This is a genomic window from Branchiibius cervicis, from assembly GCF_042661605.1.
GTDB lineage: Bacteria > Actinomycetota > Actinomycetes > Actinomycetales > Dermatophilaceae > Branchiibius > Branchiibius cervicis.
Map to the genome: position 1 here is coordinate 2567222 of NZ_JBHSWJ010000002.1, position 25344 is coordinate 2592565.

At 69.9% G+C, this 25344-nt stretch carries 26 protein-coding genes and 1 pseudogene; 11 read left to right on the top strand and 16 right to left on the bottom strand.

What is annotated here, in order from left to right:
• The 3 genes and pseudogenes from ACFQBT_RS13380 to ACFQBT_RS13390 form a co-directional block, all read right to left on the bottom strand.
• Positions 1 to 1526: pseudogene (locus ACFQBT_RS13380) on the bottom strand (DUF5719 family protein).
• Entirely contained in the window at positions 1442 to 4621 is a 3180-nt protein-coding gene (locus ACFQBT_RS13385; RefSeq protein ID WP_377823371.1) for a glycosyltransferase family 2 protein, read from the bottom strand. Before ACFQBT_RS13385 ends, ACFQBT_RS13380 begins: the two are co-directional and overlap by 85 nt.
• Before the next feature lie 34 nt (positions 4622 to 4655).
• The gene (locus tag ACFQBT_RS13390) at positions 4656 to 4925 is read right to left on the bottom strand and encodes a WhiB family transcriptional regulator (protein ID WP_109688840.1); all 270 of its coding nucleotides are present in this window, start codon (positions 4923 to 4925) and stop codon (positions 4656 to 4658) included.
• Positions 4926 to 5134: 209 nt separating this feature from the next.
• Between ACFQBT_RS13390 and ACFQBT_RS19935 the strand changes: the two genes are divergently transcribed.
• From ACFQBT_RS19935 to ACFQBT_RS13405, 4 genes are read left to right on the top strand one after another with little or no spacing between them, the layout of a single operon-like run.
• Positions 5135 to 5536, top strand: a complete 402-nt coding sequence (locus ACFQBT_RS19935; RefSeq protein ID WP_465252290.1) for a 2-phospho-L-lactate transferase CofD family protein — start codon at positions 5135 to 5137, stop codon at positions 5534 to 5536.
• Positions 5537 to 5547: 11 nt separating this feature from the next.
• Complete coding sequence (locus tag ACFQBT_RS19940; protein WP_465252291.1) at positions 5548 to 6114, top strand: 2-phospho-L-lactate transferase CofD family protein; 567 nt, start codon at positions 5548 to 5550, stop codon at positions 6112 to 6114.
• On the top strand, positions 6111 to 7103 hold the full coding sequence (gene cofE, locus ACFQBT_RS13400; protein ID WP_377823372.1) for a coenzyme F420-0:L-glutamate ligase: 993 nt from the start codon (positions 6111 to 6113) through the stop codon (positions 7101 to 7103). The genes ACFQBT_RS19940 and cofE overlap by 4 nt, the downstream gene beginning before the upstream one ends.
• Before the next feature lie 10 nt (positions 7104 to 7113).
• On the top strand, positions 7114 to 8343 hold the full coding sequence (locus tag ACFQBT_RS13405; RefSeq protein WP_377823373.1) for a carboxylate--amine ligase: 1230 nt from the start codon (positions 7114 to 7116) through the stop codon (positions 8341 to 8343).
• On the opposite strand, the gene ACFQBT_RS13410 is transcribed toward ACFQBT_RS13405, so the two are convergent.
• From ACFQBT_RS13410 to ACFQBT_RS13450, 9 genes are all read right to left on the bottom strand, one after another.
• Positions 8315 to 9481, bottom strand: a complete 1167-nt coding sequence (locus ACFQBT_RS13410) for a DegT/DnrJ/EryC1/StrS family aminotransferase (RefSeq protein ID WP_377823375.1) — start codon at positions 9479 to 9481, stop codon at positions 8315 to 8317. The genes ACFQBT_RS13405 and ACFQBT_RS13410 overlap by 29 nt on opposite strands.
• A gap of 144 nt (positions 9482 to 9625) precedes the next feature.
• Positions 9626 to 10531, bottom strand: a complete 906-nt coding sequence (locus ACFQBT_RS13415) for a DNA-3-methyladenine glycosylase family protein (RefSeq protein ID WP_377823377.1) — start codon at positions 10529 to 10531, stop codon at positions 9626 to 9628.
• Entirely contained in the window at positions 10528 to 11265 is a 738-nt protein-coding gene (locus ACFQBT_RS13420) for a hypothetical protein (protein WP_377823379.1), read from the bottom strand. The genes ACFQBT_RS13415 and ACFQBT_RS13420 overlap by 4 nt, the downstream gene beginning before the upstream one ends.
• A 10-nt stretch (positions 11266 to 11275) precedes the next feature.
• Complete coding sequence (locus ACFQBT_RS13425; protein ID WP_377823381.1) at positions 11276 to 12187, bottom strand: polysialyltransferase family glycosyltransferase; 912 nt, start codon at positions 12185 to 12187, stop codon at positions 11276 to 11278.
• Between the two features lie 17 nt (positions 12188 to 12204).
• On the bottom strand, positions 12205 to 13431 hold the full coding sequence (locus ACFQBT_RS13430; protein ID WP_377823383.1) for a glycosyltransferase family 2 protein: 1227 nt from the start codon (positions 13429 to 13431) through the stop codon (positions 12205 to 12207).
• Positions 13415 to 14161: an SDR family NAD(P)-dependent oxidoreductase gene (locus tag ACFQBT_RS13435; protein ID WP_377823385.1), complete on the bottom strand. Its 747-nt coding sequence runs from the start codon at positions 14159 to 14161 to the stop codon at positions 13415 to 13417. The genes ACFQBT_RS13430 and ACFQBT_RS13435 overlap by 17 nt, the downstream gene beginning before the upstream one ends.
• Complete coding sequence (locus ACFQBT_RS13440; protein WP_377823387.1) at positions 14154 to 14558, bottom strand: AMP-binding enzyme; 405 nt, start codon at positions 14556 to 14558, stop codon at positions 14154 to 14156. The genes ACFQBT_RS13435 and ACFQBT_RS13440 overlap by 8 nt, the downstream gene beginning before the upstream one ends.
• The gene (locus ACFQBT_RS13445; RefSeq protein WP_377823388.1) at positions 14537 to 15373 is read right to left on the bottom strand and encodes an AMP-binding protein; all 837 of its coding nucleotides are present in this window, start codon (positions 15371 to 15373) and stop codon (positions 14537 to 14539) included. Before ACFQBT_RS13445 ends, ACFQBT_RS13440 begins: the two co-directional genes overlap by 22 nt.
• A complete protein-coding gene (locus tag ACFQBT_RS13450; RefSeq protein WP_377823389.1) occupies positions 15370 to 15621 on the bottom strand; it encodes a phosphopantetheine-binding protein in 252 nt (83 codons plus the stop codon). Before ACFQBT_RS13450 ends, ACFQBT_RS13445 begins: the two co-directional genes overlap by 4 nt.
• Before the next feature lie 47 nt (positions 15622 to 15668).
• On the opposite strand from ACFQBT_RS13450, the gene ACFQBT_RS13455 reads away from it, so the two are divergent.
• Positions 15669 to 16181 carry a GNAT family N-acetyltransferase gene (locus ACFQBT_RS13455; RefSeq protein WP_377823391.1) on the top strand — a complete coding sequence of 171 codons (513 nt, stop codon included), beginning with the start codon at positions 15669 to 15671 and terminating at the stop codon, positions 16179 to 16181.
• A 56-nt stretch (positions 16182 to 16237) separates the two neighbouring features.
• On the opposite strand, the gene ACFQBT_RS13460 is transcribed toward ACFQBT_RS13455, so the two are convergent.
• On the bottom strand, positions 16238 to 17065 hold the full coding sequence (locus ACFQBT_RS13460; protein ID WP_377823393.1) for a LysR family transcriptional regulator: 828 nt from the start codon (positions 17063 to 17065) through the stop codon (positions 16238 to 16240).
• A 61-nt stretch (positions 17066 to 17126) separates the two neighbouring features.
• Here ACFQBT_RS13460 and ACFQBT_RS13465 point away from each other — a divergent pair, with 61 nt between their 5' ends.
• From ACFQBT_RS13465 to ACFQBT_RS13480, 4 genes are all read left to right on the top strand, one after another.
• Positions 17127 to 17540, top strand: coding sequence for a hypothetical protein (locus ACFQBT_RS13465; RefSeq protein ID WP_377823395.1), 414 nt, complete (start codon positions 17127 to 17129; stop codon positions 17538 to 17540).
• Positions 17537 to 17944, top strand: coding sequence for a hypothetical protein (locus tag ACFQBT_RS13470; RefSeq protein WP_377823396.1), 408 nt, complete (start codon positions 17537 to 17539; stop codon positions 17942 to 17944). Before ACFQBT_RS13465 ends, ACFQBT_RS13470 begins: the two co-directional genes overlap by 4 nt.
• Before the next feature lie 80 nt (positions 17945 to 18024).
• Positions 18025 to 19086, top strand: a complete 1062-nt coding sequence (pseI, locus tag ACFQBT_RS13475) for a pseudaminic acid synthase (protein ID WP_377823398.1) — start codon at positions 18025 to 18027, stop codon at positions 19084 to 19086.
• A 25-nt stretch (positions 19087 to 19111) separates the two neighbouring features.
• Positions 19112 to 20962, top strand: coding sequence for a hypothetical protein (locus ACFQBT_RS13480; RefSeq protein ID WP_377823399.1), 1851 nt, complete (start codon positions 19112 to 19114; stop codon positions 20960 to 20962).
• Between the two features lie 7 nt (positions 20963 to 20969).
• On the opposite strand, the gene ACFQBT_RS13485 is transcribed toward ACFQBT_RS13480, so the two are convergent.
• Genes ACFQBT_RS13485 through pseB form a run of 3 tightly spaced genes read right to left on the bottom strand, consistent with a single transcriptional unit; the run spans position 20970 to position 24192 of the window.
• Positions 20970 to 22073, bottom strand: coding sequence for a hypothetical protein (locus ACFQBT_RS13485; RefSeq protein ID WP_377823400.1), 1104 nt, complete (start codon positions 22071 to 22073; stop codon positions 20970 to 20972).
• Positions 22073 to 23203, bottom strand: coding sequence for a DegT/DnrJ/EryC1/StrS family aminotransferase (locus ACFQBT_RS13490; RefSeq protein ID WP_377823401.1), 1131 nt, complete (start codon positions 23201 to 23203; stop codon positions 22073 to 22075). Before ACFQBT_RS13490 ends, ACFQBT_RS13485 begins: the two co-directional genes overlap by 1 nt.
• A complete protein-coding gene (pseB, locus tag ACFQBT_RS13495) occupies positions 23203 to 24192 on the bottom strand; it encodes a UDP-N-acetylglucosamine 4,6-dehydratase (inverting) (protein WP_377823403.1) in 990 nt (329 codons plus the stop codon). Before pseB ends, ACFQBT_RS13490 begins: the two co-directional genes overlap by 1 nt.
• Before the next feature lie 115 nt (positions 24193 to 24307).
• Here pseB and ACFQBT_RS13500 point away from each other — a divergent pair, with 115 nt between their 5' ends.
• Together ACFQBT_RS13500 and ACFQBT_RS13505 are read left to right on the top strand one after the other, a co-directional pair.
• Positions 24308 to 24613: a hypothetical protein gene (locus ACFQBT_RS13500; RefSeq protein ID WP_377823405.1), complete on the top strand. Its 306-nt coding sequence runs from the start codon at positions 24308 to 24310 to the stop codon at positions 24611 to 24613.
• Positions 24614 to 24624: 11 nt separating this feature from the next.
• The gene (locus ACFQBT_RS13505) at positions 24625 to 25338 is read left to right on the top strand and encodes a hypothetical protein (RefSeq protein ID WP_377823407.1); all 714 of its coding nucleotides are present in this window, start codon (positions 24625 to 24627) and stop codon (positions 25336 to 25338) included.
• Positions 25339 to 25344: the final 6 nt, after the last annotated feature.

Sequence of the window (25344 nt, forward strand, 5' to 3'; positions counted from 1 at the left end):
TCAGCGGGGCTGCTCCGTCACGTCGACCCCGCCCGGCTGCAACGGAACTCGACCCAGGCCGGCAACCGCGATCAGATCGCCACCACCGTCCGGGCTGCGCAGGAAGACACCCGCATGCACCGCGCCGCCGGTCACCTTCAGCCACACGGCTCCGCCCAGCGGCATCGACACCGCACTGGGCCGGTCAGCAGCCACCGCGACCGTGCGCGTCGTCGCAGCACCGGTGGTCGACACGATCGTCAGGTCCGCCGTCGCGGCCTTCCCCGCGGCGAGCACCAGGGTTGCCTGCGACCCCGACCGCAGGGCCGGCACCACGAACGCGGAGCTGTCATTGATGGCGGAGGTCGCCGGCGCCCAGGCGAAGTCGCTGGTCTTGGACGCGCTGAAGGCCGCCGCGGTGACCGGCTGGTCCGCGGTGACCCGAAGCTCGTAGAGGCCGTCCGGCACGCCCTTCAGCACGATCTCGTTGCTGGACGCACCCGCGATCGTCGCCACCTGGTCGGCCGCGACGGCGCCCGAGCCGTCGATCGCCTGGACGCGCACGATCCCCGGTTGGGCACCGGGCACCACCACTCGCACCGTGGGGGCCGACCCCACCACGCCCACCGCCGGGATCACCACCGCCGTCGCCGGTGCGGCCGACGGCCCGCTGAGTTCGACGCCGACCGGCGTCTCCCCTTGGACCAATTGTCGCTGGCAGCTACGGCCAGCGGGCCGCCCGCGGTGGTCACCCGGATGGCTGCGGTCGCCAGTGCGGCGGGGAACGCCCCCAGCGTCACCACACTGCGGCTCCTGGCCGCCACCGACACCGCCGGGACGCTCGCGGTCGGGTCGACGCCCGAGCGGCCGACCACTTGCAGTCGCGCCATGACCGCCGTGTCGTTGGGGTTGGTCAGCACCACGCGCACGACCCGGCCGGGATCGGAGCCGCCGGCGAACAACCATGCCTCCGTCGTCGGCGCCGAGGCGCAGGACAGGGTGCTCAGGCCGCGCACGGTCGCCGACTTCTCCAGACTGCTCTGGGTGCCGGTCAAGCCGGCCGCCAACTGCCCGGAGCCGGTCTCCAGCAGGGCCCCCGCACCCGTCAACGTGGCCCCGACCACCGAACCCGGTGCGCGGACCGGCGGGGGTGCCGCGGCGACCGACGCAGGCAGCCGCTGACCGACGACCGATCCGCCGGTGATGCCCTCGGGTCCCAGGTCTGCCGGTGCCGCGGCCATCGCGACGCCGACCTGCTGCTTGTCGTCCGGCGATGCGCTGCCGGGCCGGTCCGGTCCCGGGCAGATGACCTGGCTCTGGATCTGCGCGGCGGACAACGCCGGAAGGGTCGGTACGTCGGCCGGTCGGGTGGCGCGCACGGTGCCGCTGGCCGCGCCGGCGGCAACGACGAGACCGCTGGCGGCCGCGACGGCGACGATCGCGCGAGCCAGACCGGTGACCCTCACGACTGATCCCTCCGGCGGGCCCCGAACGGGATGGCGAAGTACACCACGAGCAGCAACAGGACCCCTTGCGCCCAGAGCCATCGCCCGTCGGCCAGGCCCGGATCGATGCTCAACCGACCGTTTGCGGCGGCGGGCAACCGGTAAGCGGGCCAATCGCTGCCGGGTACGGCGCTCAGTCGGACCCCGTCGAGGCTGACCGAACCGTGGCGTGACCAGCCCTGACCCTCGGCCAGGACCAGCGTGCGCGCGCCTGCCTCGTCAGTCACGGCCTGCGTGGTGCGTGAGTGCAACCCGTCGACGTCCACGACGTCCACCGCGCTCGACGGGCTGTCGCCGGCGGCCAGCACCACTCGGCTCACCCCCACGTTGCGAGCACCGTCCTCGAGGGGCAGAACCCGCCATACCCGGTCACCGTCGCCGGCCTGGGTCACCGCACCGGACACCTTCAGCGCCGCGACTGCGGTCGATCCGGGACCGTCCACCAGCACGTAGCCGACGCCCAGGTCGTGCAGCTGTCGGGTCAGCGTCGCCCCCGGAGTACCGCCGATGAGCAACGAACGGACCACCGCCGCCGTGGCCGCCCCACCCGCCAGCGCGCTGCGTAGGTCGCGCGCGGGGCCGCCCACTTCCCGCCCGACCAGCTCGAACGACGTCGTGGACCCGGTGCGCAGGATCAGCGCGCGTTCGGCGCGCGGGCCGTCGATCGCCGTACGGACGAACGCAGGAACGACGTCGTCGGCCGCCACCACAGTCCGCTGCGGCGTACGCCAGATCTGGTAGCCGGCCACCCCCAACCCGGCGACCACCGACGCACCGCACACCACGGCCACCGACCGGCGCAGGCCCGTAGCGACCAGCCGGCCATCCGCAGGCGACCAGCCCCGAACTCCCAGCAGCGCGGCGCCGAGCAGCGCGGCCGCGTAGAGATCCAGCGGGGTCCCGGCCCAGGGCGTGCGCACCCCCGTCGCGGTGTCGACCAGCGCCAGGTGCGATGCGAACAGGCCACCTGCCAGTCCGGCAAGGCCGAGCACGGCGAGTGCCACATGCGCGCGAGCGAAACCGGACCGCACCAGACCGAGCACCCCGAGTACGACGACCGGGACCCCGAGCCAGGGCCACCCGTCACCGGGTTGCAGCAGAGCGAGGTGCCATGGCGCGACCCGCGACGGATCGGCCAGTTGTCCCGGCCCGGCCAGCAGCATCCGCCAGTCCGCCGGCAACGCCTGCCAGCTCCAGCGGCCCAGCAGCAGCCACGGCACGATGACGGCCGTCGCTGCGTGCGCCCGCGCCCGGCCCGGACCGATGACCACGATGCCGAGCGCCAGCGCCATCAGGGCGAGCATCGACACCGGCGAGAGCCCACCCAGCGCGGTCAGCAGCAGGATCGCGCCCGCGGTCGAGACCACCCGGCGGCGGGCCGAGCCGATCCGCAGGACCGCGGCCAGGGCCAACGGCAGCAGGATGTGCGCGAGCGCCGGACCCAGGCGCCCGTCGCGCAGGGCTCCGGTGACGATCGGCAGGAACGCCCACAGCAGGGCAGCCGCGGTGCGGGGCCACGGCGCACGGGTCGCCACCCGGCCGGCGAGGTAGGCGGTCAATCCGGACAGCGGCACGGTGCCGATCAGCAACCACGAGACGGTGACGGCGGCGGCCGCGGAGGTCGTGACCCAGGGCAGCGCCTGCACCAGCCACGTCGGCACGGCCAGCAGCGCCAGGACGGGGGTCGGGACGTTCGGGTGGCCGAGGCCCGCGCCCTGCCAGGCATCGACGTACGTGTGCCAGACCCCGGAGGCGTCGGTGGCGAACGGCAGGAGTTCGCCACCGCGCAGGCCCCAGCCGGTCCCGGTGATAACGCCGGCGCCCAGGGCGTGCCGCCACCACAGCAGGGCCGCCGCGATGGTGATCACACCGGCCCACGGAGCAGGGCCGGCGAAGAACGACGCCTGGTTCAGATCCTGCGGCAGTTCCTGGGCCTCCTCGCTCTCGCGCGAGTTCAGGTCACCGGTCACCGACGAGGCGTCACCGGTGCGCTGGCCCATCGAAGCCCACCAGGCGCCGATCGCGGTCCTGGCGGGGACGAAGAGCTGCCGCAGCGAGCGACGGCTGACACTGCGCTGGCGCAGGAAGCGGAAGCGAGCACCGAGGATCCGGGCGAAACCGAATCCCGCGGTGGCCGTAGCGAGTTCGTGCCCTGCCGCGCGCGGACGCTTGCCGAGCAACAGGGCGCCCGCCAGCACAGCTCCGCCGAGCACGGTCCACAGCCACATGAACGGCAGCCCGAGCCACGAGCACCGGGCCAGGGCGATCTGGCGGAACCGACGCTGGATCCGCACGGGACGGGTGTCTTCGCGGTTCGCGGTGCCGGCTTCGGTGAAGACCGTCGCCTGCGGCACGATCACGACCTGGTGGCCGGTCAGGTGCGCCCGCCAGCAGAGGTCCAGCGCGTCGCCGTCGCCGTCGAACGCAGGGTCGAAGCCGCCGAGGCCGGTGTAGACGTCGCGGCGCACCAACATCCCGGAGGTGCTCACCGAGATCACGTCGCGCCGGGTGTCGTGCTGGCCCTGATCGGTCTCGTCGGCTCCGAGCAGGGGCACGACCCGGCCGGTCCGGGTGATGTCCAGGCCCACGTGCAGCAACCGGCGGCTGTCGTCACCGGCCACGATCTTGCCGCCGGCGATGCCGACCCGCGTTGACCGGCTCACGACCGCCATCAGCATCTGCAGGCTGTCCGGGGCGGGCCGGTCGTCCTGGTGCAGCAGCCAGAACCACTCGCGGCGATCACGGGGACGGATCGCCCGGCGCCGGGCCCGCGAGCGCCGCCGCTTGCCGACGACCACGTCCTCGCCGGGGTCGGGCAAGGCTTCGACGGCTTCGTCGATGATGTCGGCGAACGCGGCACCGGACGCGGCGGTGATCACCGGCAGATCGTCGTACGCCGCGTGCAACCCGGCCGCGGCCGGCGCCTCCAGCAGGTCCCGCAGTGTGCGTTGCGGGGTGGCGTCGACCAGCACCAGGCGCTCCGGGCGGCGGGTGAGAGCGGTCAGTGCTGAGAAGGTGCCCGTGAGGAGTTCGGGCCGGTCGTCCTGGACGACCAGGACGGCGGTGACCTGGACCGCTGTCGCATCACTGCTGTCAGGGGCGCTGCCGGAGTCGGTCACGGTGGTGAGGGTGGTCATGGAAGCGGTGCCGGCGGCCGGCAACAAGGGGTGATCAGACCGCGCGCTTCTTCAACTTACGGCGCTCGCGTTCGGACAAGCCGCCCCAGATGCCGAACCGCTCGTCGTGCAACAGGGCGTATTCGAGGCACTCCGAGCGCACCTCGCAGCCCACGCACACTTTCTTGGCGTCGCGTGTGGAGCCGCCCTTCTCGGGGAAGAACGCCTCAGGGTCGGTCTGGGCGCACAGGGCACGCTGCTGCCACGCCAGCTCGTCCTCCTCGATGGCGGAGGTCGAAGCGGCGATGGTCAGCTCGCGCAACATCGCGGTCTGGTCGTGAAGGGTCAGGACGGCGGCCTCGGACGATGGGGTATCGGGGATTGTCTGTTCGTGCATTGCCTGTTGGGTCATGGCGGGCTCCTCAGCGAATGACAGCAATGCAATTACACGCGTGTCATTCCCAAAGGTCAACCCCGGGAGGCCGGAAGATACGCGCCCGCACGATGGTGTAGGGCGTTTGCGAGACTGTCGGCATGCGGATCACGGCTCTCTCCGGTGGCGTCGGCGGCGCCCGTTTCCTACGCGGTGTGCTGCACGCCCTCGAACGCTCCGGCGAGGAAGCCGACCTCACGATCATCGGCAACACCGGCGATGACATCACGCTCTTCGGGCTGCGGGTGTGCCCGGATCTGGACACGGTCCTCTACACCTTGGGCGGCGGGATCCACGAGGAACAGGGCTGGGGCCGCGCGGACGAGACGTTCTCGGTCCAGGCCGAACTCGCGGCGTACGGCGCGACGCCCCAGTGGTTCGGGATGGGCGACAAGGACTTCGGCACCCACATCGTGCGCAGCCAGTGGCTGGGCCAGGGGCAGAGCCTGTCGCAGGTGACGGCGCGCCTGGCCGAACGTTGGGGACTGCCCGCACGGGGGTGAGGCTGTTGCCGATGACCGACTCCCCCGTCGAGACGCACGTGGTGATCGACGACGGTTCCGGGCCGCAGGCCGTGCACTTCCAGCAGTGGTGGGTCAAGGAGCACGCCGCCATCCCCGCCGAACGCTTCGTGGTCGCCGGGATGGACCGCGCCGCACCGGCGCCCGGCGTGCTGGACGCGATCCGGCAGGCCGACCTGGTCCTGCTGCCGCCGAGCAACCCCGTGGTCTCCATCGGGATCGTCCTCTCCGTCCCCGGCATCCGTGACGCGCTGCGCGGCACCACGGCGCCCGTGATCGGCGTCAGCCCGCTGATCTCGGGTCGACCGGTGCGCGGGTACGCCGATGCGTGCCTGTCCGCGATCGGCGTCGAATCCACGTCGCGGGCCGTGGCCGGCTTGTACGCCGACTTCCTGTCCGGCTGGCTGGTCGATGAGGACGAAGACCTGTCGGCGTACGACGATCTGCGGGGTGTGCGGGTCCTGCCCCGCCCGGTGCTGATGAGTGATGTCGAGGCAACCGCTGACATCGCCCAGGCAGCCATCGATCTCGCCGGCACGGCGCCCGCTGTGCACTCGTGACCCTCACACTGCTGCCGGTCACCGGCCTGCCGGAGATCGAAGCGGGCGACGACCTGGCTGCGCTGATCGCCGGGTCGATCCCGTTGCAGGACGGCGACATCGTGGTTGTGACCAGCAAGGTGGTCTCCAAAGCGCTTGGCCTTCGCGTGATCACCGATGACCGCCAGGCGCTGGTGTTGGCGAACTCCACCGCGGTGGTCGCCGAACGGGCGACGGCGGCCGGGGTGACCCGGATCGTCGTCGCGACTTCCGGTCCCGTGATGACCGGGGCCGGCATCGACGCGTCGAACAGCGAGGAACTCCTGCTGTTGCCGCCGGATCCCGACGGCGCGGCCGGCGACCTGCGCGCGGCATTGGAGTCGGCGACCGGGGCCAGGCTCGCGGTGGTGCTGTCCGACACCTCCGGGCGCCCCTGGCGGGCCGGGCTGACGGACTTCGCTCTCGGCACCAGCGGTTTGCAGAGGTTGGACGATCTGCGCGGCCTGGCTGACACGCACGGACGCGATCTCGCGGTGACGATACGCAACCTGGCCGACGAAATCGCCTGTGCCGCAGACCTGGTCAAGGGCAAGGTCGAGCGGGTGCCGGTGGCCGTCGTACGCGGACTGGCGGGGCTGCTCACGAACACACCCCAACCGACGCTGATCCGCACGGGGCCGACCGACTGGTTCGCCCTGGGCCGGCACGAGGCGGTCCGGGACGCGCTGGGAGTGACTCCCGGTTCTCCCGACGCCGAGCGCGTCGGCTTGCCTGCCGCCGGTGAGGAGCCGGTCACCGATCGGTTGCGGCGCGCCGTACGGACCGCGGCACACGGCCAGGCGCCGGTCGCCGTACACGTTGACGATCAGACCGTCGAACTGAGCGGGGACGACGCGGTGGCCCTCGGCCGGTTGTGGGCGCGCGTCGAGGTGGCGTTGACCGGGGAGCGCCTGGCCTGGCGCACCGAACGACTCGGTCCGCAGCGGGTGCGGATCACGGTCCACACCTAGAATCGGCCGGGTGCAACTCGGTAACGACGATTTCGTCCCGGTGATCCTGGGCACCAACCTCAACGCCTACAACATCTCCCGGTCGCTGCATGAGGCCTATGGAGTGAGGTCGCTGGCGTTGGGCCGGTTCGCGGTGCGGGAGACGGCCCACTCCGGGATCGTGCAGGTGCGTGCCCGCGCCGACTTCGCCGACGCCGACGTCATCGTGGGTGTTCTGGACGAGGTCGCGCGTGAGTTCCCGGACCGCACGCTGCTGCTTATTCCGACGATCGAGTTCTACACCAACGTCGTGCTGGATCGTCGCGATGACCTGGACGAGCGGTACGTCGTGCCGCTGCCGGGCCGGGACGTCACCGACCGGTTGATGAACAAGACCGATTTCTACCGCACCTGCGCCGAGCTGGGCGTCCCGCACCCGGAGACGGTGATCGTGGGTCCGAACTCGCCGCTGGGTGACGACTTCGGCACCGATCTGCCGTTCCCGTATCCGGTGATCCTGAAACCGTCGAACACCGACATCTACCCGCGTCTGGACTTCCCCGGCAAGCAGAAGGTCTATGTCGTGCAGGATGCTGCGCAACTGCGGGACATCGCCGGCCGGATCTTCGTGGCCGGGTACGACGACGACCTGGTGGTGCAGGAGTACCTCGCCGGCGACGAAGCGGTCATGCGGGTCGCCAACACCTATTCGGACCAGCACGGTTCGATGCGGTTCGCGGCCTGCGGGCAAGTGGTCCTGACCGAATGGGATCCGGCACTGGTGGGCAACAACAACGCGATCATCTCGGTCCGGGACGACGAACTCGTGGCGTCGATGCAGCGCTTCCTGGACGGCGTGGGCTACGTCGGGCTGGCTAACTTCGATGTGATGCACGACCGCCGGACCGGGCTGCGCAAACTGCTGGAGGTCAATCTGCGCCCGGGCGCAACGTCGTACTACGCGATGGCCGGCGGCGGGAACCTTCTCCGTCCGGTCGTGCAGGACCTGGTCTACAACCGGCCCGTGCCGTTCACCGTGGCCACCGAAGAGCGGCTCTGGTTGAACGTCCCCTATCCGGTGGTACGCCGGTTCGCGCCGAAATCCCTTCGAGCGCAATACACCTCGGCCGCCAAGAACGGCAAGGTGCACACGCTGGACTACGCACCCGACCTCAGCCGCGACCGGCGTATCGACATCGCCCGGATCGACGCCCGGCACACGCTGGCGTATTTCAAGTACGCGAAGACGCGCTCGCAGTAAGGGATTCGCGCAGCACATCTGCCGCTGCCCGTGCCCGGTCGGGCTCGACGTCGGTCGGCAGGTTCACGATCCGAGAGATCAGATCCTCGGTGCGCGCGACGCTGGGATCGCCCGGCGTGTAGTGGTATTCGGCCGGGTTCTGGGCGCCCGGGAACAGGGCTGGCCGGTACCAGCGACCGGCGTAATGTCCGGCCTCGGTGAGCTTCTTGACGGTCGGTTCGGCGTCCGCGGCATCGGCCACGAAGAACGGGAAGCGCACCAACGGACTTGTCGCGGTCGCGAATTCGGGAACCTGCACGAGATCGGCCACCTGCTCGCGGTAGATCGCTACCGCCGCGGCGCGGCGCGCTTCGGTGGCGTCCAGGCCGGGCAGCGCCTGGGCGATCTGCGCGGTCACCGAGGCGCTGGGGGCCATCGGCGGATGGCTCAATCCACCGCGGGTTTCGACCGGCGCGATGGCCGGCTCGAGGACTCCGGTCGCCACCAGCGCCTTCCGCAGGCGCCCCGACAACGAGGCCGGAAGTCGGTTCAGCAGACCGTTCTGGGTGCGGTAGCTGCGCACCGCCGCCTCCAGCCGGCCGTCGACCACCGGCAGGGTGGCCAAGCGGCCGGTGATCCGGGCGTGCAGATCCCGATCGGGCAGGTCCGGGTTGACCCAGATCGCGCCGCCGAAGCGGGTGGGCAGCATCTTCTCGATGCCGAAGGAGTGCACCGAAATGTCCGCCAGCGGTGTCCCGTCCTCGCTACGAGCCATCCGGGTGACGCAGTGGCAGGAGTCCTCGACCAGCAGCGCGCCCTCGGCTCGCTGCCGCAGCTGCCGGGCGCGGGCCTCGTCGATGAGCCCGAAGGTGTGCTGCAGCACGACCGCGCGGGTGCCCGTCGGCAGCGTGTCCGGGTCGAGCGCAAGGGAGTCGGCATTGACCTCGCCGTAAACCGGGGTCAGACCCGCGACGAGGATCGGATCGACTGCAGTTGCGCAGGTCAGCAACTGCGTCGCCACCGACCCCGGACCGTCGACCGCGATCTCCTCGAAGACCACCTGCATCCCGTGGCGGGCCTTGAAGACCAGATGCCAATCGGCGGCCTGCGTCCCGGTCCGGTCGGCGAGTTGTGCGAGTACGTCGTGCGCCTGGGACATGCGCTCCACCCTAGCTTCGCGGCTCATCGGCGGACGCGACACTTTCCCGTCGAGTGGTCACATATTGCGCCTTCGCTCGCGGGGTCGGGCGACATACGACGTCGAGTGATCACGTGTTGCGCTTTCTATGTCCGGCGCGCTTGCTCACCGCACGGGCAGGTGGGTCGGCAGCGTGAGTCGCGCACCGCGGCGAGGCGCACCCAGACCCGCGGCGAAGACCAGATACTGCACGCGGAAGCGATGCCCTGCGTACGGCGCGAGCAACTCTTCCATCCCCGCGTCATCGACCGGCGCCCCGGTCAACGCGAACCCCACGTCCTTGGCCACGTGGTAGTCACCGAAGCTGACCGCGTCCGGGTCGCCGATCGCCCGCTGCAACGTCTCGGCGGCGGTCCACACCCCGATCCCGGGCACGGCCCGCAACCGGCGCCAGGCGTCGGCCACCGGCAACGACGCGGTCTCCTCCAGCCGGTCGGCCACCCGCACGGCCCTCATGATCGTGTCCGATCGGGCCGCGTCGACGCCCGCCCGCAACCACTCCCAGGACGGAATCCGCGCCCAGAGACTCACCGGCGGCGGCGCTGTCAGGTCGGTGCGCGGGCCGGGTGCCCGCTCGCCGTACCGCTGCACCAGTCGCCGGTAGGCGCCGAACGCCTGTTTGCCGGTCACCCGCTGCTCGATGATCGCCGGGATCAGCGCATCCATGACGCGGTCGGTACGCCCGATCCGCCAGTCGCGGTGCTGCCGGGCGGCGTCGCGCAAGACGGCGTCGTGAACGACGAACCCGGACGGGTCGTCCTGATCGCCCAACAGCCGTGGCACCTGATTGATCGCCCACCCGGCGCCGGGACCCCAAGCGGTCACATCGACCCCGTCCGGCCGCGCGACGAAGCGGGTCGTGACCGGGCCGTCGGGTGTCTGGGAAGCCCGCCACAGGCCCGTCGCGTCGGCCCGCCAGGTCGGGTCACCGGCGCCGCGGCGCAGCGAGCCGAGGATCGAGCGCAACGGCACCGTCCGCCCGGGCCGGAAGGTCGTGGTGAATGCGGTCACCGGCGTCGGAAGGTGAGCAGCGCCAGCCCGTACGACGCGCCGGAGTCGGCCGCGCGCCGCGCCAGCTGCCCCTCGACCACGCCGACGTCACCGATCAGGCCCAGGCCCTGCTCGTCGGCCCGGGCGATCACCCCGCGCAGATCGGCCACGGAGAAGGACCCCTCGTCGGCCGGACCCAGGCGGGTCGTCAGGGTGATGACTCCACCGGGGCGCAGCGCCGCACCGCCGTGCGCCAGATCCAGGTCGATGGTTTCCGGCGTCGCCGAATGCGGGTGCAGGCGCACGACCATGTCCACCGTGCCCGGATCGAGGTCGGTGCCCACGACGTCCGGTCGCATGACATTGAGCGACAAGGGCGCGAACCCGGCGCGCGCGGCCCACCGGGTGAAGACCGAGCGGGGCCCGGCCGCGTCGACCACGACGGAGCGGCGTCGGCCATCGTCCACGACCCGCACCAGCGCTGCCAGCGCTCCGAGGGCGGCCCACGCCGCGGTGTCGTCGATGGTGCGTGGCAGCCTCAGCAACCGACCCGCGCGGCGGGCGGCCTTGGCCTGCGAACCGTCGACCAACAGCGCGGTGGGGCGCACTCCGGCCAGGTGGGACTTGTCCAACGGCCCGCTGTTGCGCGGCAGCCGGGCCGCCGTATCCCGGGCGGCGGTGCGGGCTCGATCGAAGGCGTTGCGGACAAGCGGTGCGGACGCGATCAGCGCGGCCGTCTTGGGGTTGGCCCTCACAGAACTGACACTAGACGACCGGGCTGACAAGGGGCGGGAGATAGCGCGACAGCAAACTGCGCTGGTCCGCACTCAACGCCTTTTCCAGTGCCTCGGTCCCCGGTGGGAGCACCCGCAGGACGGGCCGGTGATGCAGCGCAGCGAGGTTGAGCAGCGCGGTGCTGGACGCGCCGATCAGCAGGTCCGCGGTGACCACGGCTGGGTCCAGTTCGGCCGGTACGTCGATCGGCAGGCTCTCGTAGTCGCCGTACCTTCCCGGCGTCTCGGCCGGGTGCGCCCTGATCAGGAACCGCCGCCCGGCGTCCCTTTGCTCCGCGGCCAGTGCAGCGACGTGTCGCGTGTAGGCCTCCGGGTCGATCAGCCCCAGATCGACCCACGGCTGGGTCAGCAGGATCGCCCGGCCGGCCTCGTAGGCACCGGGGTCGACCGGTCCCAGCGCACGGCGGAACTCTGCTTCGACCGGCTCGAACACCGCCCAATCAGATTCTTTGCGGTAAAGCGGCCAGCGCAGGCTGGTCAGTGTCCGGTTCCCGGTCGCGATCGCGGCCGCGCGCACGGTGGATTTCAGTTGCGAGCCACCCTGACGCAGGTAGGCGGCACGCCGGGTCGCCCAGTCGCCGTACGTGCCCAGGCCCTCGTCGACGACCACGGTGGTGATCCGGCGCAGCGGGTCGGTGCGCCGCAACGCGGCCAGGGGACGTAACCCGGGAGCTCCGACCGCGACGTACGTTACCGGCCCCTTGGGGGCCAAAGCCGTTGCACTGTCGGCGAATTCGACGTCCAAGGGCAACGCCTTGCGGACCTCGTCCCGGCTGACGGTCGCCGACAGGAAGCCGCCGCCCTCCAGGTACCGCACCGTCGTGTCCGGCGGCAGCGTGCGCAGGTAGGACGCGACGTAGACCAGATGGCTCCGGCTGCGCACCCCGGTGACAACAACATTCATACGACCGGCGGCCGCCCTGCGCGAGTCAGCCGCGCCACGGTTTTCCACGACATCGGCCGCCGCTCCCCCGCCGGCGTGCGCACACCCTCACCGAAGCCGCGGAACCACACCTTCAGCGACTCCTTGTCGTGCACCCGCAACACGGTGATCGCCGTCCAGTTGCCCAGGTAGATCGGCACCAGCGGCCACGGCAGGTTGCGCCGTGCGACCCACACCCGGTTGCGGGCGTTGGTGCGGTAATAGACGGCGTGGCGGGCGGCATCGGTCGCCGGGTGGTTCACCACGATGTCGGGCGCGTAGATGATCCGCCAGCCGGCGTCGACCAACCGCCAGGCGAGGTCAATGCCTTCGTGGGCGAAGAAGAACTGTCCGGGCCAGCCGCCGACCTGCTCGAAGGCGCTACGACGGATCATGAAGACCGCCTCCCAGAACCACGTCGCCTCACCGGCCGCTCCCCCATCGCTGACGTCGAACCGCGGCACCCATCGGCGCGGTGCGGGTTTACCGCCCGGGTCCTCCCCGCGTGGTTGAGCGACGGCGATGTCGGGCTCGGCGAGAATCACGGCCGCCAACCGGGCGAGGACGTCGGGTGTGGGCAGGCTCGCGTCGTCGTCATAGAAATAGATGAGTTCGCCGGTCGCCTCGGCCGCGCCGACGTTGCGGCCCTCAGGGATGCCGACGTTCTCGGGCAAGTGGACCGTGCGCACCCAGTCAGGCAATCCCGTTGGCTGCCAACCGTTTCCGACCAGGACGACGTCGAGATCGACACCTTCTTGCGCCTTCAACGTCTCCAGTGCGTGCGTCAGCTCTACCGGCCGGTCACCCATGTGCAGCATCACGACACCGACCGTGGGCTGCTTCGTCATGCTGCCCAGGCTAATCACCAGGCCGTCGCGTTCGATCGTGGTCACCTCGATGCCTTCGGGTACGCCGACCGGTAACCCCGTGCGCTTGAGCAACACCAGCATGGGTTCACCGGTGAGCTTGGCGACGACCTCCGCGCGGGTCCAGGCCGGCCAGAAGAGCGCCGGATCGCTGATGCCCGTACGCCGCGCGAGGGCCGGCGGGACAGGTTGCGTCGCGATCTCCGCGTCGACCGCGTGGTCGTCGGCAGGGACGTTCCACACCACCGCGCGGCCGTCGGCGAGATAGCTGGCTGCGCCGCTGCGCCGGTTCCGCGCCTGCTGCGCCGGGACGACCAGCGGGTCAGATGCTGCCGCCACCGTCGACCACGATGACCTGGCCGTTGAGGTTGGTGTCGTCGAAGAGCAGGGACTTGACCAGCGGCGTGACGTTGGCCGGCTCGACGAGGCGACCGGTCGGCGTACGCCGGGTGATGGTCGACAACTGTTCGGTGCCCAGCACCGAACTCATCTCGGAGGCAAAGAAACCCGGCGCGATGGAGTTGACCAGGAAACGGCCGTGCATCTCCCGGGCGAGCGCCCGCATCGCCGAGTCCAGACCGCCCTTGGTGGCCGAGTAGGCGACCAGCCCGGAGTAGCCGCGCTGCGCACAGATCGAGGTGACCATCACGATCCGGCCCCGCCCGACCTTGGCCATCGCGTGCCGCAGGAAAGCGCGGGTCAGCAACAGCGGCGCGGTCAGGTTGGTGCCGATGATGTCGGCGATCCGCTCCGGTGAGGTATGCACGTGCAACGAGTCCTGGCCGATGGCGGCGTTGTTGATCAGCGAGTCGATCGGCCCCAGGTGGGCGGCGGCGTCCTTGATGAACGCCCGCACTGCCTTCTCGTCGGTCGCGTCGACCGAACCGACGAAGACGTCGTCCGGTCGCTCCTTGGCCAGTTGCTCCAGTTCGGGGGTGACGGTGCGGGCGAACGTCGCCACTTTCGCGCCGCCGTCGAGGGCACCGCGGACCAGGTCGAGGCCAAGGCCACGTGAACCGCCTGAGATGAGAACGGTCTTCGTGGCCGGGATGGGAGTGGGTTCAGACATCGCTCTTCAGGCTTTCCTTGATCGGGATCTGCGGCAGCACGCGGATCCGCCGCGGCACGGAGTAGTCGGGCAGTTGTTCGGCGGCATAGGAGACCAGGTCCTGGTCACTGACCTGCGCACCGTCGGTCAGGACGACCTCGGCGACCACCATGTTGCCGACCAGCGGCGCTTTGCGACCGCGTACGGCGGCCCACGCCACCGCGGGGTGGTTGAGTAGGACGTCGCGCACCTTGCCGGCCGAGGCCTTGGAACCGCCGACGTTGATCTCATCGGAGGCCAGCCGGCCGGTGATCAGCACGCGGTCGTCGGTGAGTTCGACCCGGTCGCCGGTGCGGATGACGGCGTCCATCCCTTCGGCCGCGTGCGAGGAGGCGATCAGCAGTTCTTCGCCGTCCACCGACAGTCGCGGCCGGCCCGGGGTGTCCCGGTCCAGCCAGGCCCGGGGAACCCGGCATGCCCGTCGTGCACCGCGATCGCGGCGCCGGCTTCCGAAGAGGCGTAGATCCAGGAGATCCGGGCGTGCGGATACAGCTCGCGCAACTGGTCGAGGATCGCCTGGTCGACCGGTTCGCCGCCGAGGGTGATCTGCTGCAGCGGTAGCCGGGCCATCGTCTCCCCCGATCGGAAGATCGCCTGCCGCCAGAAGGTGGGGGTCCCCGAGGCGGCCGTCACGCCGTACTTCTCGGCCTTGGCCGGCCAGGAGTCCAACTCCGACGGCTCGACGAAGACGATGTCCTGCCCGGGCAGGGACAGCGACAGGGTCACCACCTGCCACCAGGCGTAGGCACCGGTGGCATAGGGGCACAGCCAGGTGCGCGGCGGCTGCTGCCCGCTCACCGTGGTCAGGGAGTCGAGGGTGTGCGCGACCTGCTTGGGGCGACCGGTGGAGCCGCTGGTGAGCAACCAGATACGCCCGGGCTCGGCGGCACGCTCGGTCAGCGCGGGGACGACATCATGGCCCTCGATGATCGCCAGACCGGCCTCGCGCAGTTCGGTCTCCTGCTCCTGCCCGATCCGGGTGCGGGCCGCGATCAGCGTCTCCCGGCCGGGGTCGAGCACGTGCGCCCAGACCGCGTGCGCGGCTTGAAGGTTGTTCGCGGTCAGGAAGGCCGCAGCCTGCGGCATGTCCTCCGGTGCCGCGCCCAGCTGCGCCCACGTCGTGACCGTGTCGCCTGCGACGACCCGGTTGCCAGCCCCTGCCGACTCGATCAAGAGGTTTGCAGCTGGTCGACGAAGTCCAGGACGTCCGAAACGGTCTCGATGGAGCGCAGGCCGGGAGCATCGAAGTTGAGTTCTTCGTCCAACTCGTCCTCAACGCGCAGCGCCAGCTCGGAGAAGTCCAGGGAACGGAAGCCGATCTCCGAGAGCTGGGTGGAGTCGTCGGCGGGAAGCTGTTTGCCCTGCGCCGAGAGCACCTCCCCCATCAGGGTGCGTACCTGGTCGCGCGAGAGCGTGGCCACTTCAACCTCCGTGGTTGTGTTCGGGAATCACGGAGTAGTTTAGCGATGTGTTGCGAGCGGCTACGGACGACGACAAGGACCTGGCGCTGAAGTGGCGCAATCACCCAGTGGTGCGGGCGGTGTCGCTCCAACAGCAACCCATCAGCGAGGACGAGCACGCGCAGTACTGGGCGTCCCTGAAGGACAACCCGCACCGCAAGGTCTACATCTACGAGCTGGCGGACACTCCCGCCGGGGTCGTGACGTTCTTCGACATCGACGACGGCTACGCGATGTGGGGCTACTACCTGGACAACGACGGCTTGGAGGCGCGCGGTCAACTGCTGCCGGCCTGGATCAAGATTCAGCGCGAGGCCGTCAAGCTCGCGTTCGGTCCCACGGACAAGGGTGGGCTGGCGTTGGACGTGCTCGAAGGCGAGGTCCTCGAAGCCAACGAAGCGGTGCGTTCGATGAACAAGCGCAACGGTTTCGAGGAAGTCGGCGTCGACGATGTCGAGATCGACGGGCTGGTGACGGTGGTGCACCGGATCCGGCGGACCGTGCAGCCCGGCGACCGCTGACCCGATCCACCCTGATTTCCGACGAAACCGCCACAACTCGGTGTGCGCCTCGGCGATCAGACCCTGATCTTCGACGAAACCGCCATCAGTTCTGAGCCGCTCCGCGCAATGGCCACCCACTCGAATCGTCGCGGCGTCACCAACGGCACCACAGCAACGCCCGCAGGGGCCGGCGTGCTCGCGAGGCTGATCGCAACGCACTCCCCCGCTGCTACCCACCGCAGCGGGTTGAGACTGGAATCGGACTGCACGGCGTACGTCCCTGGGTTGATCCCGGCGTCGGCGAACAGGTCCCGCACCAGCGCGACCCAGGACGGCGCGAACTCCTCCCGGGGCAGGTAATGCACCTCGTCCGCGGTCTGTGCGACCGTCACCTGATCCTGACCGGCGAGCGGGTGAGCTGCGGGTACGGCGAGTGACAGCTTCTCGCGCGACAGCACCTCGCGGGGCAGACCGGGGGCGACCTGCGGTCCCGCGATCGCCAGATCGAGGTCACCGCTGCGCAGGAGCCGCTCCTGCTCGGGCTCACCCAGGCGCAGCACCTGCACCGGCGCAGGCAACTGCTGCACCACCTGCCGCACGACGGCGAGCTCGTCATCGACCACGCCCACCCGCAGCGTTCCTCCATCACGCGCGACCTGGGCGCCGCGCTCCAGTGCGGTGAGCGCCTGCCGAACGAACGGTTCGAAACGCTGGCCGGCTTCAGTGAGACGCATTCCGCCGGCGCCTCGTTCGAAAAGCGTTGCACCAACGGCCTTTTCGAGGCGTGCAATACGTGCGGAGAGGGCCGGCTGGGAGATGCGCCGGGCGCGCGCGGCCGCGATCGTCGTACCCTCCTTGGTCACCGCCAGGAAATCCGCAAGCAGCTCGAAGTCGACGTCCATCCCGGCCATCATCCACCCGCCCGGGTGACCTACCGACCCCGGCGAGCGGCATGCTCTGCGCGTGGGGGACGCGGACGTCGTTGAGTATCAGGTGCCGAGGCCGGACATTCCGTGGCTACGGTGGGTGTGGGTCGCCGCCGTCGTGCTTGGGATCCTCACGATGGTCCTCAACTGGTTCACCAAACACCGGATCGCATGGCCCACTATCGGTTGGATGGTCATCGCGGCCTGCTGGTTCGCTTATCAACGGGCCACCGCCGGACGACCGCGCCGACTCACCGCGGATGCCGACGCAATCCACCTGCCGCGACCCCTGAGGGACATTCCGTGGCGCGACGTCGACCACGTCCAGGCACCGACGCGATGGTCCGACGTCGTCCGGGTCGTCATGGACGACGGCACCGAGAAGCCCACCGGATTCCCGCCCGAGTACGCCGAGCGGCTGGCTAGCGTCGGCAACAAGCCGCTGCAATGAACCGACCCACCGTGCTGCGCTACCGCAGCCAGTCCACGCGAGAGCGTCGCGGCTACTTCCTCATCGCTCTGCTCTACTGCACCGCGGCAGTCATTCGGGCGGCGTACGAACTCGCGCACGGCGGCTCACCGGCTGACGTGGCGCCACGGCTCGTCGTGCGGCTGGTCCTCGCTGCACTCATCCTGTTGCTGGTCGTGAAGTACCGCGACTCAGCCGGCGTTGCTGACCGCACCGGCGTCCGCGGGTTCGCGCAGAAGGACGTCGTCTGGCCGGAGGTGGCGGCCGTGACCATCCAAGACGATGAGGCGGTGCTCGTACTCACCGACGGGACCAAGCGGCGTACCCGCTTCCCGGGATCGTACGCACAGCAGCTGGCGGACCTGGGCAACAAGCCGCTGCGGTGACCTGGGCCTATCGGCCCGGCGGATAGGCTGATCCGTAATCGCAGTTGGACACTGCCGCACCCGTGACGAAGGCTAGGTACATGAGCACGCAACTTCCCGACATCACGATCGGCAAGCACTCCATCGGCCCGGACCACGCGCCGTTCATCATCGCCGAGGTCTCCGGCAACCACGACGGTTCGCTCGACAAGGCGCTCGACATCGTCCGCATGGTCGCCGACTCCGGTGCCCAGGCGATCAAACTGCAGACCTACAAGCCGGAGACGATCACGATCGACTCCGACGCCCCCGATTTCCGCCTGTCCGACGGCCACGAGCTGTGGGGCGGGCGCACCCTGTGGGACCTCTACACCGAGGCGCACACCCCGTGGGAGTGGCACGAGCCGATCTTCCGGCTCGCCAACGACCTCGGCCTGACCTGCTTCTCCAGTCCCTTCGACGCGACGGCGATCGACCTCCTGGAGTCGCTGGACACCCCGGCCTACAAGATCGCCAGCTCCGAGATCGTCGACCTGCCGCTGATCCGCCTGGCCGCGAGCAAGGGCAAGCCCATCATCATCTCCACCGGGATGGCCTCGATCAGTGAGATCGACGCCGCGGTGAGCGCGGCCCGCGAGACCGGCAACGAGCAGATCATCGTGTTGTCCTGCACCGCCGACTACCCGGCCAACCCGGAGGACTCCAACCTTCGTGGCATCCCGGTGATGCGCGACGCGTTCAACGCCCACATCGGCCTGTCGGACCACACCCCCGGCATCGGCGCACCGCTCGCCGCGGTCGCGTTCGGCGCGGTCGTCATCGAGAAGCACGTCACCCTGGCCCGCGAGGGCGGCGGCGTCGACTCCTCCTTCTCCCTCGAACCGGACGAATTGCGTGCACTGGTGCGCGAGTCCGAGGTGGCGTGGCAGTGCCTGGGCGAAGCCCGCATCGGCGCCACCCCTGGTGAACGCGAGGGCCTGCGCTTCCGCCGCTCGCTCTACGTCGTCGAGGACGTCAAGGCCGGTGACGTGGTGACGCCGGCGAACGTCCGTTCCATCCGGCCGGCCCTCGGGTTGGCTCCGGACCTGTTCCGGATCGTCGAGGGGCGCACGTTCACCGCCGACGTGGCCCGCGGTACGGCGCTGTCCTGGGATCTGATCTGATCAGCGCCCAACTAAGCTGACCTCCATGACCGAACAGGCTGAGCACACCGGCATCCGGCAGGACTCCGTATCCGGCGCAACCGTGATCGTCGGAGACATGATCGCCTGGTCCGATCTGAGCGAGTTGACCGCGCCCGGGGCCACGGCCGCGGTCGTCGAGCGCCTCGTGGCCGGCTCCGCTCCGCAGACGGTCCTGCTCGCCGGTCCGCGCGCGGGACTGCTTCTGCCGCAGCTGCCGACGACCGCCCGGATCGACGTCCTCACCCGCTCGCTGGACGACGTCCGGACCCTGGAGATCCTCGGCGGGATGCACTCGCGGGTGTCCTACTTCTGCGGCGGCTTCCTCGACTTCGACCCCGAACGGCACTACGACCTGGTCGTGGCCCTCGGCGGCCCGCAACGGCTGCTCAGCCCCGACCGGACCGGGCTGACGATCGGCGAGACGATCAACCGTCTGAGCGAGGTCCTCACCGAGGACGGCGTGCTGGTGACCGACCTGGCCAACGAGCTGGGGCTGACCGACCTGGTGCGCGCCGTACCCGATCCGCAGACGGAGGAGGACGTCGCCTGGTGGATCGGCGCCGACGGCTTCAGTGAGCGCGCCACCTACGCCCGTGAGCGGGACGGTCTGCTGGCCGCAGCCGGACTGACCTGCCACTCGACGTACGCCGCGCTCCCGAACCTGGACGCGCACAACCTACTGGTCTCCCGGGACATCGCCACCGACGCGGGTCGCGTCGAAGCCGTGCGCGCCGTCGCCGCCCAGGTCACCACCCAGGAACTGACCGAACTGCCGGTGCTGCGCGATGTGCACGCCACACTCGACCGGGTCACGGCCGCAGGTCAGTTGGACGACCTGGCTCCTGCCTGGCTGATCGTCGCCGGCAAGAGCCCGGCAACCCGCACCGCGCTACCGGACGTGGTCTACGTCGAGACCGGGCCCACACGGTGGACCCAGCGGCTGGTGCTGGAGGGTGATTCGGTCACGCGTTCGTGGAGCGACGGAGGTCAGGACGCCGACCGCAGCGAGGTCGACCTGACCCGGACCCTCCAGGTCGAATTCCCCGTCGGGGTCACCCTGGAAACGCGCCTGCGATCGGCTGCCGCGACCCGTCAGCAATCGGCCATCCGGCCGCTGGTCCGCCGGTACGCCGAGTGGCTGGAGGACGCTTCGGCCTGGCCGACCGATGTCGCCGCCCAACGCGTCTTCGCCACACCGGACAACGTCCTGATGAGTGACGACGGGCTGACCCTGCTGGACCGGACCTGGAGCCGGGCGGGGATCGTGTCGGCCGGTGACACCCTCGTGCGCGGCTTGCGGACCTTCGCTACTCGCTTGCTCGCCACCGGCGGCGCGCACCCCTGGCGGGTCGGGGTCACCCCCGATGAGCTGACCGTCACGCTCGCCGCGATGGCCGGCTTCTCCGTCACGCCGGCCGACATCGCACGAGTTGCCAACACCTCGGCACACATCCGGGCGACGCTGCTGGGAACGCCGGGCATGGCCGACGAACTGCTCGAACTGGACCTGGAAAGCGGTCGCCATGCCCGCGACCTGCCCGCCGCCGATCAGGCCGGTTATCGAGAGCTGTTGACCCGGCTGCGCGCCGGATCCAGCGAAATGCGTCAGAAGGACGGTCAGATCGCCTGGCTGGAGGGCACTCTGCGGCATCGGGATCGCTACATCCGGCGCTTGGAGAAGACGATCGAGAACTACGAAACGACCCTGACCTACAAGGCCGTCGACCTGATGCGCGCCCCGCGCAGGATCGCCACCAACCGTGCGGTGTCGATGGCCAAGTCGACCGCGGACCAGGTGTTGCCGCCCGGCGCCATGAGCAAGGCCCGCAACCTGGCCAAGCGATTGGGCGACTAGGGACCGGTCAGGAGCCGATGCCCGGCGTCGAAGGTTCGGCGTCGGTGCGAGCCGGTTCACTCACCGTGCTCGGCTCGTTGGGTTCGGTCGAGGTCGTCTCCGCGGTCGCCTCCACGGCGATGGTCTCCTCGGTGAGCTCTTCGTCCACCTCGGTGACCAGGCCGTCGGAGGACTCGGCCTCGACCGGTGCCCGGTGGGCGTTGACCCGGGCGCGGCGTGACGCGGCGCGGTTGCTGCGCTTCTCCTCCAGCGGCGGCGCCGGCGGTGGTGGCAGCGGATGGGTCAGCACATCGCCCCAGCCGAAGACGTCGATGATCTCCGTCTCGGGCAGCACATGGTCCAGGCCGAGTTCGTCCGCTGCCACGCCGTAGGCGTAGTCGCGTGGGACCGAGAACTGGTGCATCTGCGGCCACATCCGGCGCGGCTTGCTGGCGCCGCCCAGGATCGCGTGATCGGCCTCGAGTTCCATCGGGTCGCCGTAGACCCCGACCTCGTTGCCCGCCGTCGCGCCGTACAGCACGGCGCTGCTCATCCGGTTGGAGACGACGCGCTTGTGCCGGCGCATCTCGGCCAGCTGCCGGTAGAGGAACGCCACGTCGGTGTCCTGCCAGAGATATCCCCGCTGGCCGTGCGTGATCACCCGGACGCCCGCAGCTTCGTACTCGCGCCGCACCTCCGGATTGTCGAACTCGTTCCAGTGCAGGCAGACGGTGATCGGCACGTCGCCCTCGGCGGCCTTGATCTCCTCGACGTATTCGGTGTGACTGCCGACGACCTGCTGACCCTCCCAGCCGTGGAACGGGTAGACGATGGTCCCGGTGCGTTCGGGCGCATCGGCCAGCCAGTCGCGCTGCTTCTCCAGTTCCAGCAGGTACAGCCACGGCGCCCCGACCGTCACGTAGTCCCGCAAACCATCGGCCCAGCCGCGACGTGCGCAGGCCTGCGACCACACGAATTTGGGGTAACGCGGCGCGAACACTGTGCCGACGGCGAAACCGTCGTGCATGTTCCAGCCGTGCTGCAGGTAACCCCACATCCGCGGCGGCTCCTCGAGCCCGACGTACCGGGCCATGATGTGCGCGTGCCCGTAGAAATGGTTGGCGTGATGCATCAGGCCCCCACGAAGGTGCGCACAGAGTCGATCACCCGGTCCACGTCGACGTCGGTGAGGTCGGGGAACATCGGCAGGCTGATCTCCTGGGCCGAGTAGGCCTCGGCAACCGGGAACTGACCCTTGTGCCAACCCAGGTCGGCGAAGATGGGTTGGGTGTGCACCGGGATGTAGTTGACCTGGACCCCGATGCCGTCCGCGTGCAGATGCTCGAAGAGTTCCCGGCGCCGTCCGTCGAGGATCCGCAGCGGGTAGAGGTGCCAGACCGGTTCGGCCCCCGCCCGGTGCCCCGGCGTCCGCAACACCTCGATGTCCGCGAGCCCGGCGTTGTACCGGTCGGTGATCTCCTGCCGTCGCGCCTTGAACCGGGCGAGGCGGGTCAACTGCGAGGAACCCAGGGCGGCCAGCACATCCGGCAAGCGGTAGTTCAGGCCGAGGCTGTGCACCTCGTAGTACCACGGGCCCTCATCGGTAACCCGCAGCTTCGATTCCTCCCGGGTATAGCCGATCCCCTTGAAATTCCTTGCCGCAGCGAGTAATTCGCTACTGGGCGACACCACCGCACCGCCTTCGGCGGTGGTGAGGTTCTTGGTCGGGAAGAACGAGAACGTCGTCAGGTCGGCCAGCGACCCGACCGGCACACCGTCCAGCGAACCGCCGACACTGTGTGCGGCGTCCTCCAGCAGCAGCGCCCCGGCGTCGTGCGCTACCTTCGCCAGAGCGGGCGCGTCGATCGGGTGACCGGCGTAATCGACACCGGCCACGATCTTGGTCCGGTCGGTGACCGCTGCTGCGGCCGCCTCCGGGTCCAGGTTGCCGGTGTCTTCGCTGACGTCGGCGAAGACGATCCGGGCGCCCTGCCACATGGCAGTGGTGGCCGTGGCGAAGAACGTCAGCGGCGTGGTGATCACTTCGTCACCGGGTCCGACACCCGCCGCTGCGTACGCCGTGTGCAGCGCGGCCGTGCCGGAGGTCACGGCGACCGCCGGGTCGTGGACGCCCGCCACCGCAGCGACGTCCTTCTCGAACTGCGCGACCGCGGGGCCGGTGGTCAGCCAGTCGCCGCGCAGCACCTGCGAAACCGCTGCGATGTCGTCCTCGTCGATCGACTGCCGCCCGTACGGGAGCATCAGACTCCGGACTCCAGGACGCGACGGATGTCCTCGGCGGAGTACCACAGGTCGTTCTTGTCCGAGGAACAGTGGAAACCCTCGGGGACCGGAACAGCGTTCTCGATGGGTTTGTAACCCCAGGTCGCCAGCTCCGGCTCCAACACGTAGTACTTGCCGTCCTGGACGATCACCGCGCGGCGTCCCTCCTCCGGGGAGATCATCTCCTCGTGCAGCTTCTCACCGGGGCGCAGTCCGATGTCGTGCATCTTGGCGCCGGGGGCGATGGCCTGGGCCAGGTCGGTCACCTTGTGCGACGGGATGTGGGGTACGACCAGCTCGCCGCCCTGCATCATCTCGAAGGTGTCCAGGACCATCTGGACGGCCTGCGGCAGGGTGATCAGGAACCGCGTGCACCGCAGGTCCGTGATCGGCAGTGACTCGCCCGCAGCGTGCAACGCACGGAACTTGGGGATGATCGAACCGCGGGATCCGGTGACGTTGCCGTAGCGGACCACCGCGAATCGGGTTTCGTACGCCGCGGCGTAGTGGTTGCCCAGGATGAAGATCTTGTCGGCGGTCAGCTTGGTCGCGCCGTACAGGTTGATCGGGCTGGACGCCTTGTCGGTGGACAGGGCCACGACCTTCTTCACCCCGGCGTCGATGGTCGCCTCGACCACGTTCTGGCTACCCATCACGTTGGTCTTGACGAACTCGAACGGGTTGTACTCGCCGGTGTCGACCTGCTTCAGTGCGGCGGCGTGCACCACGTAGTCGACCTGGTGCATCGCGCGCTGCAGCCGCGGCAGATCCCGGACGTCACCGATGAACCAACGCAGGCGCGGGTCGTCGCCGAACTGCTGGCGCACCTCCCACTGCTTCAACTCGTCGCGAGAGTAGATGACGATCCGCTTCGGCCCGATGTCGTCGAGAAGGCGGGTGATCAACGCCTTGCCGAAGGACCCGGTACCACCGGTGATCAGGATGGACGAACCCTGCAGGATACTCACGCTTGCGTACTCTTCTCATTCGCTGGAGGTGCTCGGTGGAGGCGGCCGACACGGCAGCCAGACCACCGTAGAGGCTAGCATTTTGCCGCCCCTGTTCCCGAGCCCGAGGACCTGCATGCCGCCGCTGATCGCGTTGCGCTGCGATGCCGGCGGCCCGTACGGCGTGGGTCACCTCATGCGGCAACTGGCCCTGACCGACGCGCTCCGGCATCGCGGCGCCCGGGTCGTGCTCTGGGGCACGGTCACCGACGTGGACTGGGCGCGGCCGCTGCTCGGTCAACGCGGCCTGCACCCGGCCCCCGCCCCCGACGATCCCGGGGAACTTCGCGAACTGGCCGTGTCCTCCGGGGTCGATGCCGTTGTCCTCGACGGCTATCACCTTCCCCGGCGACGGGCGCGGCGCTGCGAGCCGCCGGTATGACCGTGCTGGCGATGACCGACTATGCGTTCGGTACGGGTCAGGCAGCCGACCTCTACGTCGACCAGAACCTCGGCGCCGACCCCTCCCGGTTCCTACCGCCGGGCGCCCGGCCCGCGGGATCACAGGTTCTCTCCGGCATCGAGTACACCCTCTTTCGGGACGACGTGCTCGACCGGCGGCGCGTCGCCCCTCGACCGCTCGCCAGGCCGGCCAGGGTGCTGGCGGTCTTCGGCGGCACCGACCCCTACGGCGCTGCGCCCGTGGTCGTGCCGGCGATCCTTGCGACCGGTCGGCCCGTCGAGGTGACCGCGGTGGCGGCGACCGCGGACCTTGCGCACCGCCTCAGCCGACTCCCGGTGGACCCGGCAGAACTGCAGATCGTCCCACCGACACCCGAGCTGGCCGAATTGGCGCAGGAGGCGGACATCGTCGTGAGCGCGGCCGGGTCCTCGGTGTGGGAATTCTTGTGTCTCGGCGTGCCGACGGCGCTGGTCTGCGTGGTCGACAACCAGGTCGACGGTTACCGGCATGCCACCGAACTGGGTGTCGCCACTCCGCTCGGCCACTTGGAAACGTTCGACCCGGGTGTGGCCTCTGCCCGGCTCGCCGACCTGCTCGATTCCGCGGACCTCCGGCAGCGCCAGGCCCGCGCTGGTCAGGCGCTCGTGGACGGTAAGGGCCGCGATCGGGTCGCCGAAGCCCTGCTGGCGTTGGTGAATGCGTAAGACTGA

Coding starts and splice junctions, on each gene's coding strand:
- ACFQBT_RS13385 (WP_377823371.1), bottom strand. CDS start 4,621: ATGACCACCCTCACCACCGTGACCGACTCCGGCAGCGCCCCTGACAGC.
- ACFQBT_RS13390 (WP_109688840.1), bottom strand. CDS start 4,925: ATGTTGCGCGAGCTGACCATCGCCGCTTCGACCTCCGCCATCGAGGAG.
- ACFQBT_RS19935 (WP_465252290.1), top strand. CDS start 5,135: ATGCGGATCACGGCTCTCTCCGGTGGCGTCGGCGGCGCCCGTTTCCTA.
- ACFQBT_RS19940 (WP_465252291.1), top strand. CDS start 5,548: ATGACCGACTCCCCCGTCGAGACGCACGTGGTGATCGACGACGGTTCC.
- ACFQBT_RS13410 (WP_377823375.1), bottom strand. CDS start 9,481: ATGTCCCAGGCGCACGACGTACTCGCACAACTCGCCGACCGGACCGGG.
- ACFQBT_RS13435 (WP_377823385.1), bottom strand. CDS start 14,161: ATGTCTGAACCCACTCCCATCCCGGCCACGAAGACCGTTCTCATCTCA.
- ACFQBT_RS13460 (WP_377823393.1), bottom strand. CDS start 17,065: ATGGACGTCGACTTCGAGCTGCTTGCGGATTTCCTGGCGGTGACCAAG.
- ACFQBT_RS13470 (WP_377823396.1), top strand. CDS start 17,537: ATGAACCGACCCACCGTGCTGCGCTACCGCAGCCAGTCCACGCGAGAG.
- pseI (WP_377823398.1), top strand. CDS start 18,025: ATGAGCACGCAACTTCCCGACATCACGATCGGCAAGCACTCCATCGGC.
- ACFQBT_RS13480 (WP_377823399.1), top strand. CDS start 19,112: ATGACCGAACAGGCTGAGCACACCGGCATCCGGCAGGACTCCGTATCC.
- ACFQBT_RS13485 (WP_377823400.1), bottom strand. CDS start 22,073: ATGCATCACGCCAACCATTTCTACGGGCACGCGCACATCATGGCCCGG.
- ACFQBT_RS13490 (WP_377823401.1), bottom strand. CDS start 23,203: ATGCTCCCGTACGGGCGGCAGTCGATCGACGAGGACGACATCGCAGCG.
- ACFQBT_RS13500 (WP_377823405.1), top strand. CDS start 24,308: ATGCCGCCGCTGATCGCGTTGCGCTGCGATGCCGGCGGCCCGTACGGC.
- ACFQBT_RS13505 (WP_377823407.1), top strand. CDS start 24,625: ATGACCGACTATGCGTTCGGTACGGGTCAGGCAGCCGACCTCTACGTC.